16 protein-coding genes are annotated in these 14,412 nt (G+C 75.6%); 10 read left to right on the top strand and 6 right to left on the bottom strand.

From position 1 onward, the window contains the following. Nucleotides 1–24 precede the first annotated feature (24 nt). Nucleotides 25–552 (top strand): amino-acid N-acetyltransferase, encoded by a 528-nt coding sequence (locus GXB85_RS12100; protein WP_370524210.1) that lies wholly within the window; start codon nucleotides 25–27, stop codon nucleotides 550–552. 1 nt (nucleotide 553) lies between these two features. Here GXB85_RS12100 and GXB85_RS12095 read toward each other — a convergent pair whose 3' ends face one another. Together GXB85_RS12095 and GXB85_RS12090 are read right to left on the bottom strand one after the other, a co-directional pair. After that, on the bottom strand, nucleotides 554–1,474 hold the full coding sequence (locus tag GXB85_RS12095; RefSeq protein ID WP_202627910.1) for an aminoglycoside phosphotransferase family protein: 921 nt from the start codon (nucleotides 1,472–1,474) through the stop codon (nucleotides 554–556). Beyond that, nucleotides 1,471–2,352, bottom strand: a complete 882-nt coding sequence (locus GXB85_RS12090) for an A/G-specific adenine glycosylase (RefSeq protein ID WP_370524205.1) — start codon at nucleotides 2,350–2,352, stop codon at nucleotides 1,471–1,473. Before GXB85_RS12090 ends, GXB85_RS12095 begins: the two co-directional genes overlap by 4 nt. Before the next feature lie 78 nt (nucleotides 2,353–2,430). On the opposite strand from GXB85_RS12090, the gene GXB85_RS18285 reads away from it, so the two are divergent. After that, nucleotides 2,431–3,024 (top strand): hypothetical protein, encoded by a 594-nt coding sequence (locus GXB85_RS18285; protein ID WP_237728222.1) that lies wholly within the window; start codon nucleotides 2,431–2,433, stop codon nucleotides 3,022–3,024. Between the two features lie 27 nt (nucleotides 3,025–3,051). Here the strand turns inward: GXB85_RS18285 and disA are convergent, their stop codons facing one another. Both disA and radA read right to left on the bottom strand, forming a co-directional pair. Further along, a complete protein-coding gene (gene disA, locus GXB85_RS12080; RefSeq protein WP_161917927.1) occupies nucleotides 3,052–4,110 on the bottom strand; it encodes a DNA integrity scanning diadenylate cyclase DisA in 1,059 nt (352 codons plus the stop codon). A 104-nt stretch (nucleotides 4,111–4,214) separates the two neighbouring features. Further along, complete coding sequence (radA, locus tag GXB85_RS12075; protein WP_370524204.1) at nucleotides 4,215–5,612, bottom strand: DNA repair protein RadA; 1,398 nt, start codon at nucleotides 5,610–5,612, stop codon at nucleotides 4,215–4,217. Nucleotides 5,613–5,707: 95 nt separating this feature from the next. Here radA and GXB85_RS12070 point away from each other — a divergent pair, with 95 nt between their 5' ends. From GXB85_RS12070 to GXB85_RS12035, 8 genes are all read left to right on the top strand, one after another. Beyond that, a complete protein-coding gene (locus GXB85_RS12070) occupies nucleotides 5,708–6,511 on the top strand; it encodes an ABC transporter ATP-binding protein (RefSeq protein WP_161917899.1) in 804 nt (267 codons plus the stop codon). Further along, a complete protein-coding gene (locus tag GXB85_RS12065; protein WP_161917898.1) occupies nucleotides 6,508–7,239 on the top strand; it encodes an ABC transporter permease in 732 nt (243 codons plus the stop codon). Before GXB85_RS12070 ends, GXB85_RS12065 begins: the two co-directional genes overlap by 4 nt. 157 nt (nucleotides 7,240–7,396) lie before the next feature. Further along, nucleotides 7,397–8,062: a TetR family transcriptional regulator gene (locus GXB85_RS12060; protein ID WP_370524203.1), complete on the top strand. Its 666-nt coding sequence runs from the start codon at nucleotides 7,397–7,399 to the stop codon at nucleotides 8,060–8,062. Between the two features lie 121 nt (nucleotides 8,063–8,183). Beyond that, nucleotides 8,184–9,137, top strand: coding sequence for an ABC transporter ATP-binding protein (locus GXB85_RS12055; RefSeq protein ID WP_161917896.1), 954 nt, complete (start codon nucleotides 8,184–8,186; stop codon nucleotides 9,135–9,137). After that, nucleotides 9,134–10,792: an ABC transporter permease gene (locus GXB85_RS12050; RefSeq protein WP_161917895.1), complete on the top strand. Its 1,659-nt coding sequence runs from the start codon at nucleotides 9,134–9,136 to the stop codon at nucleotides 10,790–10,792. The genes GXB85_RS12055 and GXB85_RS12050 overlap by 4 nt, the downstream gene beginning before the upstream one ends. Nucleotides 10,793–10,900: 108 nt before the next feature. Next, nucleotides 10,901–11,515 (top strand): hypothetical protein, encoded by a 615-nt coding sequence (locus tag GXB85_RS12045; RefSeq protein WP_161917894.1) that lies wholly within the window; start codon nucleotides 10,901–10,903, stop codon nucleotides 11,513–11,515. Nucleotides 11,516–11,547: 32 nt separating this feature from the next. Continuing rightward, on the top strand, nucleotides 11,548–12,381 hold the full coding sequence (gene proC / locus GXB85_RS12040; protein WP_202627909.1) for a pyrroline-5-carboxylate reductase: 834 nt from the start codon (nucleotides 11,548–11,550) through the stop codon (nucleotides 12,379–12,381). After that, entirely contained in the window at nucleotides 12,378–13,388 is a 1,011-nt protein-coding gene (locus GXB85_RS12035; RefSeq protein ID WP_370524202.1) for a LacI family DNA-binding transcriptional regulator, read from the top strand. The genes proC and GXB85_RS12035 overlap by 4 nt, the downstream gene beginning before the upstream one ends. A gap of 49 nt (nucleotides 13,389–13,437) precedes the next feature. Here GXB85_RS12035 and GXB85_RS12030 read toward each other — a convergent pair whose 3' ends face one another. Next, nucleotides 13,438–13,896 carry a redoxin family protein gene (locus GXB85_RS12030; RefSeq protein WP_161917893.1) on the bottom strand — a complete coding sequence of 153 codons (459 nt, stop codon included), beginning with the start codon at nucleotides 13,894–13,896 and terminating at the stop codon, nucleotides 13,438–13,440. Then, entirely contained in the window at nucleotides 13,893–14,411 is a 519-nt protein-coding gene (locus tag GXB85_RS12025) for a nitroreductase family deazaflavin-dependent oxidoreductase (protein ID WP_161917892.1), read from the bottom strand. Before GXB85_RS12025 ends, GXB85_RS12030 begins: the two co-directional genes overlap by 4 nt. Nucleotide 14,412 lies beyond the last annotated feature (1 nt).

Genomic DNA, 14,412 nt, shown 5'->3' with positions numbered 1-14,412 from the left:
GACGACGACGCCCCGGCCCCGTTCGTGGTGCGGGCCGCGCTGCCGCGCGACGTGCCGCAGATCCGCGACCTCGTCGAGCCGTACGCCGAGGAGCGCATCCTCATCGCGAAGGAGCTGGTCGGCTACTACGAGGGCGTCCAGGAGTTCGTGGTCGCCGAGGACGCCTCGGGCTACCTCATCGGCTGCGGTGCCCTGCACGTCATGTGGACGGACCTCGCCGAGATCCGCACGCTCGCCGTGCACCCCAACTGGCGCGGCCGCGGCGTGGGTCACGCGATGATGCGGATGCTCATGGAGCGTGCACGCACCCTCGGCCTCACGCGCGTGTTCTGCCTGACCTTCGAGGTGCGGTTCTTCGAGCGGCACGGCTTCCGTCCCATCGCGGGCACGCCGGTGGACGCCGAGGTGTACACGCAGCTGCTGCGGTCGCACGACGACGGCGTGGCGGAGTTCCTCGACCTCGCGCGCGTCAAGCCCAACACCCTGGGCAACACGCGCATGCTCGCCGAGCTCGACCCGGGGGCAGCCGGCTGGGGTGACGCGCAGCGCTGAGTCAGTCCTCGACGGCCTTCGCCATCGCGACCGCCGTCGTGAGCGCGTCGCGGTCGCCGGGCCCGGCCGCGCGGCCGGTGGCCTCGAGCTCCTCGACCACCCACAGCGCGTTGCAGGCCGCACGCACCACCACCCAGTCGCGCGCCCGGTCGTAATCCAGGCCCGCGTGCTCGACGACCACGTCGAGCCTGCGCCGCAGCGCCCGCCGCACGTCCCCGGTCCCGACCGCCTCGTCCCACCGGTTCCACAGCAGCGGCGCGGGCTCGTAGTGCGGGTCGCCCGACAACGGCTTGGGGTCGATCGCGAGCCACGCCTCGCGGGTGCCCGCGAGCACGTTCCCGTCGTGCAGGTCGGTGTGCACGAGCGCGCCGTCGGTCGCCGCGTCGCCGGACAGGTCGCGGCCCAGGCCCGCGGCCCGCTCGACGAGGCGACGCGGCACGGGGGCGTCGCGCGGGAGTGCGGTGAGGCGCTCGGCCCAGCGGGCGACGGCGCGCGAGAGCGTGCGCAGCCGTGGCACGGCCGGCCGGTGCAGCCGCCCGTAGAGCCCGGCCACCACCGCGCACGCGTCCTCCACCGGCAGGGACGTGAGGGCGGCCGGCCCGAGGCGCTCGAGCAGCAGGGCCCACCGTCGCGGGTCGGCGCGCAGCAGCTCGACGGCGCCCGAGCCGTGCCAGTGCTGCAGGGCGAGCGCCTCGTGCTCGGCGTCCTCGTGCGGCCAGCCCACCTTGAGCACCGCGCGCCGACCGTCCGCCGTCCGCACGGGCAGCGCGAGGGAGCACCGGCCGTGCATCGCTGCGCCGTCCGGCGCGAGGTCCCATGCGTCCACGAGCTCCTGCGCGAGGTGCGGCAGCCGCTCGAGCCACGGCACCCAGGTCGGGTCGGGCGCCGGCTGCGCCACGAGCCCCGCGGGCAGCTCGATCACCGCGGCGCCTCGCCGGGCAGGTGGTGCCAGCCGTCCGTGACCTCGACCAGGCCGTCGGCGACCAGGCCCGCGACCGCACGTGCGCGCTGCTCGTCGGCGGGCCACGCCTCGACCAGGTCGTCGGCGCGCGCGTGCCCCGCCGCACGCAGGTGGGCCAGCACGCGGCCGCGGGCCTGCCGGTCCGTGCCCGTCCAGGCCTGGGTGCGGCGCCGTCCTGCGTGGGCGTCGGCGGGCCTGCCCGCCTGCAGCCAGGCGCACCGCGCCGACACCGGGCACTCGTCGCACGCGGGTGATCGCGCCGTGCACACCAGTGCGCCGAGCTCCATCACGGCCTGGCTCCAGCGTGCCGCCGTGGCGTCGTCCGGTGGCAGCACCTCCTCGGCCGCACGCCGCTCCGCGACGCCCAGGTGCGGCGGCGGCAGGGCGGTGCCCGCGAGCAGCCGGCCGAGCACCCGCCGCACGTTGGTGTCGAGCACCACCGCCCGCCGCCCGTGGGCGAACGCGACGACGGCGGCCGCCGTGTAGGGGCCGATCCCGGGCAGGGCGAGCAGGGCGGCCTCGTCGTCGGGGAGCTCACCACCGTGCTGATCGACGAGGGCGCGGGCGCACGCCACGAGCCGCAGCGCGCGGCGCGGGTAGCCGAGCGTGTCCCATGCACGCAGCACGTCCGCCGTGGGCGCGGCCGCGAGGTCCGCGGGCGTGGGCCAGCGCTCCATCCATGCGACCCACCGCGGCAGCACCCGCACCACGGGCGTCTGCTGGAGCATGACCTCGCTCACGAGCACGCCCCAGGGGGTGCGGTCGGGAGCGCGCCACGGCAGGTCGCGTGCGACGTCGTCGTACCAGGCGAGCACGGGCGCGACGACGGGGTGGACCACCCGAGGATCATGCCCGAGGCGGCGCGGCTCCCCCGAACCGTGACGCGAGCGTCGTAGCGTGGCACGCGAGGAGGCGTCATGAGCACCGTCCTGCGACCGGTCGGCCCTCGCCCGCAGCGCGTGTACTGGCTGCGGCGCCTGGTGCTGCTCGTGGCGCTCGTCCTCGTGCTGGTCCTGGTCTGGTGGGGTGTGCGCGCCCTCGGCGGCGGGTCGGACGATCCCGGGCCGGGACCGGACGCCGGGGCCACGGTCCCCGCGGAGGAGCCGGCGACGACGGACGGACCCGTCGCGTGCGACGCGTCCCATCTCGCGGTGACGCTCACCTCCGACGCACGCACGTACGGCCCCGACGAGCGCCCGGTCCTCTCGCTCGCCGTGGCCAACACGTCCGAGCAGGCGTGCACGGTGGACGTGGGCTCGGGCAACGCGGTCGTCACCGTGATGTCGGGGTCGGACCGCATCTGGTCGAGCGCCGACTGCGCCGCGGACGTGCCCGAGCGCCTGCTGCTGCTCGACCCGGGCGCCGCCGACACGTCGACCGTCGACTGGGCGCGCGAACGGTCGGACGCCGAGTGCACGGCCGGCCTCCCGGCCCCGCGGCCCGGCACCTACACGGCCCAGGCCACGCTGCTCGAGATCGAGAGCGCGACGGCGGTCTTCGAGCTGGGCTGAGCCTGAGCAGGGGCGGAGCCCCGGAGGTCAGACGTAGCGCTCGAGGATGCTGGACTCGGCGAGCCGCGACAGCCCTTCGCGGACGGCACGTGCGCGCTGCTCGCCGACGCCGTCGACGGCCATGAGCTCGTCGATGCCCGCCGCGAGCAGCTTCTGCAGCCCGCCGAAGTGGCCCACGAGGCGATCGACGATCGTCGAGGGCAGGCGGGGGACCTTCGACAGCAGCCGGTAGCCGCGGGGGCCGACGGCACCGTCGAGCGAGTCGTCGATCGTCGACAGGCCCAGCACACGCGCGATGTGCGCGAGGTCGAGCAGCTCGGTCGCGTCGACCTCCGCGAGGTCGGCCTGCACCTGCGCGAGGGCGCGGCCCGAGCGGCCTGCCTCGACGTAGTCGCGGATGACCAGCTGCCGGTCGGAGCCGATGCCGCCCACGAGCTCGTCGAGCTGGAGCGCCATGAGCCGGCCGTCGGTGCCGAGCTCGACCACGTAGCCCGCGATCTCCTCGGAGATGCGGCGCACCATCTCGAGCCGCTGGACCACCGCGGCGACGTCCCGCACGGTCACCAGGTCCTCGATCTCGAGGGCCGAGAGCGTGCCGCTGACCTCGTCGAGGCGGGCCTTGTAGCGCTCGAGGGTCGCGAGAGCCTGGTTGGCGCGCGACTGGATCACGTCCGAGCCCTCGAGCACGTAGCGACGGTGGTCACCCACGTAGAGCGCGATGATCCGCATCGACTGGCTCACCGACACCACGGGGTAGCCCGTCTGCCTGGCCACGCGCTCGGCCGTGCGGTGACGCGTGCCGGACTCGGTGGTCTCGATCGTCGGGTCCGGGAGCAGCTGCACGGCCGCGCGCAGGATGCGCGTCGCGTCGCGGTCGACGACCACGGCTCCGTCCATCTTCGCGAGCTCACGCAGACGGGTCGCCGAGAACTCGACGTCGAGGGCGAAACCGCCCGAGCAGATCGACTCGACCACACGGTCGTGACCCAGCACGATGAGCGCGCCGGTGCGACCGCGCAGGATCCGCTCGAGACCGTCGCGCAGCTCCGTCCCGGGCGCCACGGCGGCGAGGGTTGCGCGCAGCATCTCCTCGGCGGAGCGCTCGGTCGTGGCCACGTGCCGATGGTACGCGAGCAGGGTCCCCCCGACCGCGGACGCGCGAGGCGTGGCGGGAGCGATCGTGGGTGAGGTCACGGGCGCGGCACGGCGTCGGCGCCGAGCGCGAGCCGCGTGGCCGTCGCGAGGTCCGTGGCCTCGAGCACCTCGAGCCCGTCGAGGTCCGCCCCGGGCTCGACGCTCCCGGCCGGCACCACCGCGCGGCTGAACCCGAGCCGGCGGGCCTCGGACAGGCGGCGCGTGAGCCCGACCACGGGCCGGATCTCTCCGGCGAGGCCCACCTCGCCCACGGCGACGAGCCCCTGGGGCAGCGCGAGGTTCTGGGTGCCGCTCGCCGTGGCGAGGGCGATCGCGAGGTCGGCCGACGGCTCCACGACGCGTGCGCCGCCGATGGTCGACACGTAGACGTCCCGCTCGGCGACCGGCACTCCGGCGCGGCGCTGGAGGACCGCGAGCACCATCGCCAGCCGGCTCGAGTCGACGCCGCTCGTGGTGCGTCGCGGGTTGCTGAGCATTGACGGCACCACGAGCGCCTGCACCTCGGTCGCAAGCGGGCGGCGACCCTCGAGCGTCACCGTGACGCACGTGCCGGGCACGTGGTGGACGGCGTGCGACAGGAAGAGCCCGCTCGGGTCGGCGAGGCCGACGATGCCGTGCTCGGACAGGTCGAAGCACCCGACCTCGTCCGTGGGGCCGTAGCGGTTCTTGGTCGCGCGCAGCAGCCGCAGCCGCGAGTGGCGGTCGCCCTCGAACTGGCAGACGACGTCGACGAGGTGCTCGAGCGTGCGCGGCCCGGCGACGCTGCCGTCCTTGGTCACGTGACCCACGAGGACGGTCGGGATGTCCCGCTCCTTGGCGGCGGCGATCAGCGCCGCGGCGACCTCGCGCACCTGCCCGACGCCGCCCGGCGCGCCCTCGACCTGGGCCGAGGCGACCGTCTGCACCGAGTCGACCACGAGCAGCGACGGCTCGGTCGCGGCCACGTGCCCGAGCACCGTGCCGAGGTCCGTCTCGGCCGCCAGCAGCAGACGGTCGGCGAGCGAGCGCGTGCGCTCGGCGCGCAGGCGCACCTGTCCCGCCGACTCCTCACCGGTCACGTAGAGGACCGTCTGGCCCTCGGCACGCGCGACACGCGCCGCGACGTCGAGCAGCAGGGTCGACTTGCCGACCCCGGGCTCGCCGGCCATCAGCACCACGGCGCCGGGGACGAGCCCGCCGCCGAGCACGCGGTCCAGCTCACCGATCCCGGTGGGCCGGGCGCGCGCGGTCTCGACGTCGATCTGGGCGATGGGGCGCGCGGGCGTGCGTGCGGGCGTGGTCGCGACCGTGCGGGGGCCGCTGCTGGCCGACTCCTCGACCACCGTGCCCCAGGCCTGGCACTCGCCGCAGCGGCCGACCCACTTGGCGGAGGTCCACCCGCACTCGGTGCAGGCGAAGCCGGGACGGGCGGGGCGGGAGCGGGGCGTGGGCACGTCGGGGACGGTACCCGTGGCCCCCGACACGGGCCGCCGCGACGTCGGGCCGTCGGCCTCTTGTCGGCGGGCCGGGCGAGGAGGAGCGTCGGGGCATGGCCACGCAGCCGGTCGGGCCCGTACCCGACACCACGGACGTCGCGGTGCGCGCGCGGGGGCTGCGCGTGGTGCGCGGCGGGCGACGCGGCGTCGTCGTGCTCGACGGCCTCGACCTGAGCGTGCCCGCCGGGTGCGTCGTCGGCCTGCTCGGTCCGAGCGGCAGCGGCAAGACCACCCTCATGCGCGCCGTCGTCGGCGTCCAGGCCGAGGTCACGGGCGAGGTCACGGTGCTGGGCCTCCCGGCCGGGCACGCTCGGCTGCGTGACCGGGTCGCCTACGTGACCCAGCAGCCGAGCGTCTACGCGGACCTCTCGGTCGAGCAGAACCTGACCTACCTCGCGCGGCTCGTGGGTGCGTCGTCGGACGACGTCGCGCGCAGCCTCGAGGCGGTCGAGCTCGGTGCGCTGGCCCGGCGCCGCGTGGGCGTGCTCTCGGGCGGCGAGCGCTCGCGCGTGTTGCTCGCGGCGGCGCTGCTCGGCCGGCCCGAGCTGCTGGTGCTCGACGAGCCGACCGTGGGTCTCGACCCCGTGCTGCGCAGGGACCTGTGGGACCTGTTCGCCCACCTCGCGAGCGAGGGTGCCTCGCTGCTGGTCTCGAGCCACGTGATGGACGAGGCGCGACGCTGCGACCACCTGCTGCTGCTGCGCGACGGGCGGCTGCTCGCCGACGAGCCCGTGCCGGCCCTGCTCGCGCGCACGTCGGCCCCGGACGTCGAGTCCGCGTTCCTCGCGCTCGTCGAGGACGCACCTGCGCGTGCGGGGCGGCCTCCTGGAGGTCGGACGGGGGAGGGGGCCCGATGACGGCGCGACGCACGCTCGCGACGACGGTCCGCGTGCTGCAGCAGATCCGGAACGACCCGCGCACCGTGGGCATCCTCGTCGGGCTCCCGTGCCTGCTGCTCTGGCTCGTCGCGTGGATGTTCGACGGCACGCCCGTGCTCGACACGTTCGGCCCGCTCCTGGTGGGGCTCTTCCCGCTCATCGTGATGTTCCTGGTGACCAGCGTGACGACGCTGCGCGAGCGGCAGTCGGGAACGCTCGAACGGCTCATGGCCGGACCCGTCGGCAAGGGGGACGTCGTCGTCGGCTACGCCCTGGCCTTCGGCCTCGTGGCGGTGCTCCAGGCGCTGGTGGTCGTGGGCTTCACGGTGCTCGTGCTCGGCATGGAGGTCGCGGGTGCGCTGTGGGTGGTGGTGCTGGTCGCGGTGCTCGACGCCGTGCTCGGGACCGCGCTGGGGCTCGCGGCCTCGTCGGTCGCGCGCACCGAGTTCCAGGCCGTGCAGCTGATGCCGGTGGTGATCTTCCCCCAGCTCGTCACGTGCGGGCTGCTGATGCCGCGCGACCAGATGCCCGCCGTGCTCGAGGCGATCTCGCGCGCGCTGCCGCTGACCTACGGGATGGAGGCGCTCCAGCAGCTCGCGGCCGGCGCGGACTTCACGGAGGTGCGCGGCGCCGTCGGCGTGGTGGTCCTCTTCATCGCGGGCGCACTCGCCCTGGGCGCCACCACCCTCCACCGCCGCACCCCCTGACCGGCCCCTGCCCTGACCCCGGCGAGTTCGCACCGGCGCACCGAGTTCGCACCCGGGCGCGTGCGAACTCGGTGCTTGGGTGCGAACTCGGCGAGGTGGTGGGGCGGGGGAGGCGGAGGGGTTGTGCGGGGTTGAACGAGTGTTTAGGGTGTTGAACGTGCGTTCAGAGGACCTCACCACGCGGGCGCGGATCCGCGACGCCGCTGTCCGGTGCTTCGGTCGCGGCGGGTTCCGCGTGGGTGTCCGCGTGGTCGCGAAGGAGGCCGGGGTGAGCCCGGGGCTCGTGCTGCACCACTTCGGGTCCAAGCAGGGCCTGCGCGAGGCCTGCGACGCGCACGTGCTCGGCGTGATCCGTGAGCACAAGCGCGAGGCGGTCGGTGGAGCGGGCGCCCAGGCGCTGCTCATGGCCCTGGCGTCGCTCGACAGGTTCGCGCCGCTGGTCGCGTACGTGCTGCGCAGTCTCCAGGAGGGCGGCTCGCTGGCGCGCGCGTTCGTCGACCACCTCGTCGAGGACACCGAGGCCTACCTCGCCGAGGGCGTGGCTGCCGGCACCCTGCGGCCCAGCCGTGACGAGGCCGCGCGCGCCAGGTATCTCACCCACATGGGGATCGGCACGCTCATGGTCGACCTCACGCTGGACCCGCCCGAGGACCCTGACGACGCGACGGCGTTCCTCACGCGCTTCTACGAGCGGACGGCGCTGCCCGTGCTCGAGCTCTTCACCGACGGCCTCATGACGGACCGGTCCATGCTCGACGCCTACCTGCTCTACGTGGGCGACCCGCCCGCCGAGGGTACCGACGCCGACCCACCCGCTGCCTGACGCACCCCGACGGCGCCGCACGGCGCTCACGGCCGACGACCGTCCGCGACCCGGCTCCCTCGCGAGCCGCCCGACGGCGCGCACGCCTCCCACCGCAGACCCTTCGCAGAGAGCATCCACGATGACCACCTCCACCAGCTCCACGCCGGTCGACGCGACGTCGGCCCCCGCACCCGTGATCGACGTCCGGGGCCTGACCAAGACGTTCGGTCCGGTCCGCGCCCTCGACGGTCTCGACCTCGTCGTCGAGCCCGGCGAGGTGCACGGGTTCCTCGGCCCCAACGGTGCCGGCAAGTCCACGACCATCCGCGTGCTGCTCGGCCTGCTGCGCGCCGACGCGGGGCGTGCGCGCCTCTTCGGCGGTGACCCGTGGGCAGACGCCGTCGAGCTGCACCGCCGCCTCGCCTACGTGCCCGGCGACGTGAACCTCTGGCCGCGGCTCACCGGCGGTGAGGCGATCGACCTGTTCACGAGCCTGCGCGGCGGCGTCGACGCCCGCCGCCGGGACCGCCTGCTCGAGCGCTTCGACCTCGACCCGAGCCGCCGCACCCGCAGCTACTCCAAGGGGAACCGCCAGAAGGTCGCGCTCGTCGCCGCGCTCGCGAGCCGCGTGGACCTGCTCGTGCTCGACGAGCCGACGTCGGGCCTCGACCCGCTCATGGAGCTCGTCTTCCAGGAGGCCGTGCGCGAGGCCGTCGCGGAGGGCACCACGGTGCTCCTCTCGAGCCACATCCTCGCGGAGGTCGAACGGCTCTGCGACAGGGTGACGATCATCCGCGAGGGCCGCGCGGTGCAGAGCGGCAGCCTCGCGGAACTGCGTCACCTCACCCGCACCACGGTGCGTGTGACCACCGACGGCGACGCCTCGACCCTCGCGACGCTCGCGGGGGTCCACGACGTCACGGCCGACGGCGACCAGGTGCTCGCGTCGGTCGACGACGGCGCGCTCTCGGCGGTCATGGCGCACCTCGCCCCGCTGGGGATCCGCAGCCTCGTGACCACGCCGCCCACGCTCGAGGAGCTGTTCGTCCACCACTACGGCGAGCAGCCCACCGCCGCGGGGAGCGCGTCGTGACCGCCGTGGACGTGCGTGCCCCCGGGACGACCACGGGTGCTCGCGGCGGCGACGGCGCGGGTCCGCTCGTCGGCACGGCCCGGCTCGTGCGCTTCGCGCTGCGACGGGACCGGGTCCGCATCCCCGGGTGGGCCCTGGGGGTCGGCGGCACCGTCGTGTACTTCGGCGTCGCGATCCAGGCCGTCTACCCCGACGAGGCCTCGCGGCAGACGCGTGCCGCGATCATGGCGGACCCCGCGGGGGCCCTCATGACCGGTCCCGGGTACGGGCTCGAGGACTACACGTTCGGTGTGATGCTCGCGGCCGAGATGCTCGGGTTCCTCGGCGTCGCGGCGGCGCTCATGTCGATCTTCCTCGTGGTGCGGCACACGCGGTCCGAGGAGGAGACCGGGCGCGCCGAGCTGGTGCGCTCGGGCGTCGTGGGCCGGTACGCGCCGCTCAGCGCCGCCCTGGTCGACGTGCTGGTCGCGAACCTCGCCGTCGCCGCCGTCCTGTTCCTGGCTCTGCTGGGCAACGGGCTCGAGACGCCCGACAGCGCCGCTTTCGCGGCCGGCGTCGCGATGGTCGGCCTGGTGTTCGGCGCGGTCGCGGCGGTCACCGCGCAGGTCGGCGAGCACGCTCGCACGGCCTCGGGGCTCGCCGGGGCGGCACTGGGGCTCGCCTTCGTGCTGCGCGGCGTGGGTGACATGCAGCAGCGTGGCGGCAGCGCCCTCTCGTGGACGTCTCCCATCGGCTGGTCGCAGCAGATGCGCACCTACGTCGACCTGCGGTGGTGGCCCCTGCTGCTGGGGGGCGTGCTCGCGGCGGTGCTCGTGGCGGCCGCCTACCTGCTCGCGTCGCGGCGGGACCTAGGGGCGGGGCTGGTCGCGGCGGGCCGCGGGCGTGCGTCGGCGGGCCCGTGGCTGCGCGGCCCGGTGGGCCTCGGGGCCCGGCTCCAGCGTGGCAGCGTCCTGGGCTGGTCGTTCGGCATGCTCGTCATGGCTGCGCTCACGGGTGCGATGGCCGAGGGGATCGTCGACAGCTTCGAGGCCCAGCCCCAGCTCATGGAGGTCTTCGGCGCCGGGCTCACGGGCGCGGACGTGGTGCGCGGCACCCTCTCGGCGTTCCTCGGCTTCTTCGCGATGGCGGTCGCCGTGTTCGCCGTGGTGAGCGTGCACCAGCTGCGCCGCGACGAGGCGGAGGGTCGTACGGGAGCCGTGCTCGCGACCGCCGTCGGGCGCGGCCGGTGGCTGCTCGCGTCCGTGGCCGTCACGACGGGCGGTGCCGTCGTGGTGCTCGTGGTGACCGGTCTCGCGCTCGGCGGTGCGGCGGCTGCCACCACCGGGGACGCCGGGCTGGTCGGTGAGCTCGCGCTCGCGGGCCTGGTGCACCTGCCGGTCGTGCTGTGCTTCGCGGGGCTCGCGGCCCTGCTGCACGGGCTCGGCGCACCGGCCTGGCCGGTGTGGCTCGTGCTGGTCGCGTCGATCGTCGTCGGGCTCTACGGCCCGCTGCTGGACCTGCCCGCGGCCGTCGTCGAGCACGCCCCGTTCGCGCTCGTGCCCGCCGTGCCGGCCGAGTCGTTCGAGGCGGGCCCCGTGCTGGGCGCGCTGGCCGTCGCCGTGCTGCTGACCGGGGCGGCGGTGGCGGCGCTGCGGCGGCGAGACCTCGTCGCCTGACACCCACGGCCCACCCCGGCGCCTGCGCGGGCGCCGGGGTGGCAGGCCATAGTCTGTGGCGAGCGAGGGGGTCGGGCACGCCGGCCGGGAGGACGCGAGAGGCAGGCCATGAGCGAGACGAGCGCGCACGAGGACCAGCGCGAGGTGAACGGTCGCAGGCGCCCGCCGAGGTGGGTGCTGATCGCGGGCGGCGCGGTGCTCCTGGTGCTCGTGGTCGTCGCGATCGTGCTCGTGACCCGTGGGGGCGGTGAGCCCGAGCCGCTCGAGCCCGAGGTCGTGACCCTTCCCGCGCCCACGCCCACGGTCGAACCCGTCGAGCGGGCCGAGGGCACGGCGTTCGCGCAGGCCCTGCCCTCGACCGTCCTCCAGCTCGCGCTGTCCGCCTTCGCCGAGGAGCCGTCGCTGCTGCGTGAGGGCGCGCTCGAGGCGTACCGGCTGGACTACACCGACGGCGGAGCCACCGAGGTGGTCGTGCTCGCGGGGCAGTGGGAGACCCCCGACGAGGCCGCCGCCGCGATGGCGGAGGCCGTCGCCGCGGGCACGCCCGAGGGCGCCGAGACCACCGAGGGCACCGTGGAGGTCGACGGTGCACAGGTGGGGACCTCGGTGCTCGTCACCGGCGACGGCACGGACACCGTGTGGTGGACCAACGGCACCGTCATGCTCCAGGCGACGGGCCCCACCGGCACGGTCGCCGACGTGCAGACCGCCTACCCCCTCTGACCGGTCCCGGACCTCGACCCGCAGGAGCACCGATGAGCACCGACCAGCCGCACCTGCCACGCGTCGCCGTCCTCGGCGGCGGAGTCATGGGTGAGGCGATCGTCGCCTCGGTGCTGCGCGCCGGTGTCGCGGTGGACGACGTGAGCGTGGCCGAGCCCTCGGCCGCACGGGCGACCGAGCTCGCCGAGCGCTACGGCGTCCGCGCGGCCGACCCGGGAGCCAAGGTCGCGGGCCGCGCCGACGTCGTCGTGCTCGCGGTCAAGCCCAAGGACGTCCCGTCCGTGCTCGCCGAGATCGCGCCCGCGCTGCGCCCCGGCACGCTCGTCGTGAGCGTGGCGGCGGGTGTGCCGCTCTCCGTCTACGAGCGCGCGCTGCCCGAGGGCACGCCCGTCGTGCGTGTGATGCCCAACACGCCCGCGGTGGTGGGTCGGGGCGCGAGCGCGATCGCGGGCGGCGCCGCGGCCACGCCCGAGCACCTCGAGCGCGTCACCGCCCTGCTCGCGGCCACCGGGCTGGTCGTCACCGTCCCCGAGGCTGATCTCGACGCGGTGACCGCGGTCTCAGGCTCGGGCCCGGCCTACGTCTTCTACCTCGTGGACGCGCTCGCCGAGGCGGGCGTGCTGCTCGGCCTGGGCCGGGCCCAGGCCCGCGAGCTCGCGGTCGCGACGTTCGCCGGCGCGGCCCACCTGCTCGAGGAGACCGGCGAGCACCCCGTGGTGCTGCGCGAGCGGGTCTCGTCGCCGGGCGGCACCACGGTCGCCGCGCTGCGTGAGCTCGACGCCCACGGGGTGCGTGCCGCGGTGCTCGCGGCGGCCGAGGCGGCACGCGACCGCTCGCGCGACCTCGCGCGCGAGCTCGACGGGTGAGCGCCGCCGCCCGCCCGCCCGCGATGAGCGACGTCGCGGCCGTCGCGGGCGTCTCGCACCAGACCGTCTCCCGCGTGCTCAACGACCACCCGAGCGTGCGCCCCGAGACCCGCCGCCGGGTGCTCGACGCGATCGCGCAGCTCGGCTACCGCCGCAACACCGCGGCGCGTGCGCTCGTGACCCGGCGCACGGGGACCATCGGCGTGGTCACGTCGGGGTCCGCGCTCTTCGGCCCCACGAGCACGCTCATCGCGGTCGAGGAGGCCGCGCGGGACGCGTCGTACTTCGTGAGCGTCGCGACCGTGGCCCGGTGGGAGGTCGAGGCGGTGCGGCGCGCCCTCGAGCACTTCATGTCCCAGGGCGTCGAGGGCGTGGTGGCGATCGCCTCGCACGACGACGCCGTCGCGGCGGTCCAGGACTTCGCCTCCCCCGTGCCGGTGGTGATGGTCGGCCCGGCGGACCTGCCGGGGCCCGTGCACTCGGTGGCGGTGGACCAGGTCGCGGGCGCACGGCTCGCGACGCGGCACCTGCTCGACCTCGGTCATGCGTCCGTGCTGCACCTCGCGGGCCCCGTCGACTGGCTCGACGCCCGCTCACGCGTCGCGGGCTGGGAGGCCGAGCTGCGCGCCGCAGGCATCGAGCCCGGAGCGCCGGTGGCGGGCGACTGGAGTGCGGGCCGGGGCTACGAGGTGGGGCGAGAGCTCGTCGCCTCAGGGCTGCCGAGCGCGGTCTTCGCGGCCAACGACCAGCTCGCCCTCGGGCTCCTGCGCGCGTTCGCCGAGGCGGGCGTACGCGTGCCCGACGACGTCTCGGTGGTGGGTTTCGACGACGTCGACGGCTCGTCCAACTTCTACCCGCCGCTCACCACGGTGCGCCAGGAGTTCCGGACGCTCGGCGCGCGCTGCCTCGCGACGCTGCTCGCCGCGATCGAGGGTGAGCACGTGGCGGGCGCGCTCATCGAGCCGAGCCTGGTGGTGCGGGCGAGCAGCGGCGCGCCGTCCCACTGAACCTGCCGGCGCCGGCGCGGACGCACGAGCGTGCGCCCGCGCTGGCGCCTCAGCCCGCCAGCGCCGCGAGCAGCTCGGCCGGGTCGAGGTTGCCGACCGGGACGGCGCCCGTGCGGCGGTAGGTCACCACGCCGTCGTCGTCCACCACGAGCACCCCGCTGTGCTGGAGCGCGAGGAACACGCCCAGGCCCACCTGCGCGTGGCCCGAACCCGTCGCGTGCACGCGGGCGAGCGGCGAGGCGTGGCGGGCACGCACGGTCGCGGCGTCCGCCGCGTCGCCCGGGGCGAGCACCACGAGCGCGCGGTCACCGAGGCGCCCCGACGCGGCGAGGTCGACGAGGTTCGCGACGTGGCGGTGGCACACCGGGCACGTGCTCGAGCGCATGAAGTAGACGACGGCCCCACGCCCGTCGCGCACCGTGGCGAGGGTCGCGACGGTCCCGTCCGGGCCGACGAGCTCGATGTCGGGCAGGCGGGCGCCCACCTCGGCGGCCGTGGTCTCGGTCATGCGGGGCTCCCTGGTGCGGTCTGGACGGTGCGTGCGGTGCGGACGGCGGGTGCGGAGCTGACCGCGAAGACGGGGTGACGGGCGGCGAGGTGCGCCATCGCGTCGTCGTCGTGCAGGGGTGTGCCCGCGAAGGCGGTCCGCACGTAGCCGATCGCAGCGAAGCGCGTGCGGTAGCGCCGGAGCACCGCGAGCCGTTCGGCGCCGGTCACCTCGACCAGCTCGACGGCGTGCGCCCGGCGCAGGTGCTCGAGCTCGGCGCGTGGATCGGCGCGGGCGTTGTGGACCCATGCGGTGTCGCCGAACGGTGAGACCAGCCACGTGCGCCCGCGGTGGCGGAGCACGACGACGGGGACCACGTGGGTGCGGCCGCTGCGGCGGCCGCGTGTGCGTAGCAGCCGGAGCGGACCGAGGGGCAGGCCGAGCGCGAGCAGGCGCGCGGGGAGACGTGCGGCCTCGCGCACGCCGGGTGGCAGGCGACGACCTTCGCGCGGCGTCGGGATGTTGGGTTGGATCATG

Origin of the sequence: Cellulomonas sp. APG4 (assembly GCF_009996735.1) — a bacterium.
Classification (GTDB): domain Bacteria; phylum Actinomycetota; class Actinomycetes; order Actinomycetales; family Cellulomonadaceae; genus Actinotalea.
Note: the sequence above shows the minus strand (reverse complement) of the source record. Positions and strands in the feature narration are given on the sequence as shown.

Bases quoted from the DNA above. Each gene is read 5' to 3' on its own strand.
- proC (WP_202627909.1), top strand. From the start codon at position 11,548: ATGAGCACCGACCAGCCGCACCTGCCACGCGTCGCCGTCCTCGGCGGC.
- disA (WP_161917927.1), bottom strand. From the start codon at position 4,110: ATGCTGCGCGCAACCCTCGCCGCCGTGGCGCCCGGGACGGAGCTGCGC.
- GXB85_RS12055 (WP_161917896.1), top strand. From the start codon at position 8,184: ATGACCACCTCCACCAGCTCCACGCCGGTCGACGCGACGTCGGCCCCC.
- GXB85_RS12070 (WP_161917899.1), top strand. From the start codon at position 5,708: ATGGCCACGCAGCCGGTCGGGCCCGTACCCGACACCACGGACGTCGCG.
- GXB85_RS12025 (WP_161917892.1), bottom strand. From the start codon at position 14,411: ATGATCCAACCCAACATCCCGACGCCGCGCGAAGGTCGTCGCCTGCCA.
- GXB85_RS12065 (WP_161917898.1), top strand. From the start codon at position 6,508: ATGACGGCGCGACGCACGCTCGCGACGACGGTCCGCGTGCTGCAGCAG.
- GXB85_RS12045 (WP_161917894.1), top strand. From the start codon at position 10,901: ATGAGCGAGACGAGCGCGCACGAGGACCAGCGCGAGGTGAACGGTCGC.
- GXB85_RS18285 (WP_237728222.1), top strand. From the start codon at position 2,431: ATGAGCACCGTCCTGCGACCGGTCGGCCCTCGCCCGCAGCGCGTGTAC.
- GXB85_RS12030 (WP_161917893.1), bottom strand. From the start codon at position 13,896: ATGACCGAGACCACGGCCGCCGAGGTGGGCGCCCGCCTGCCCGACATC.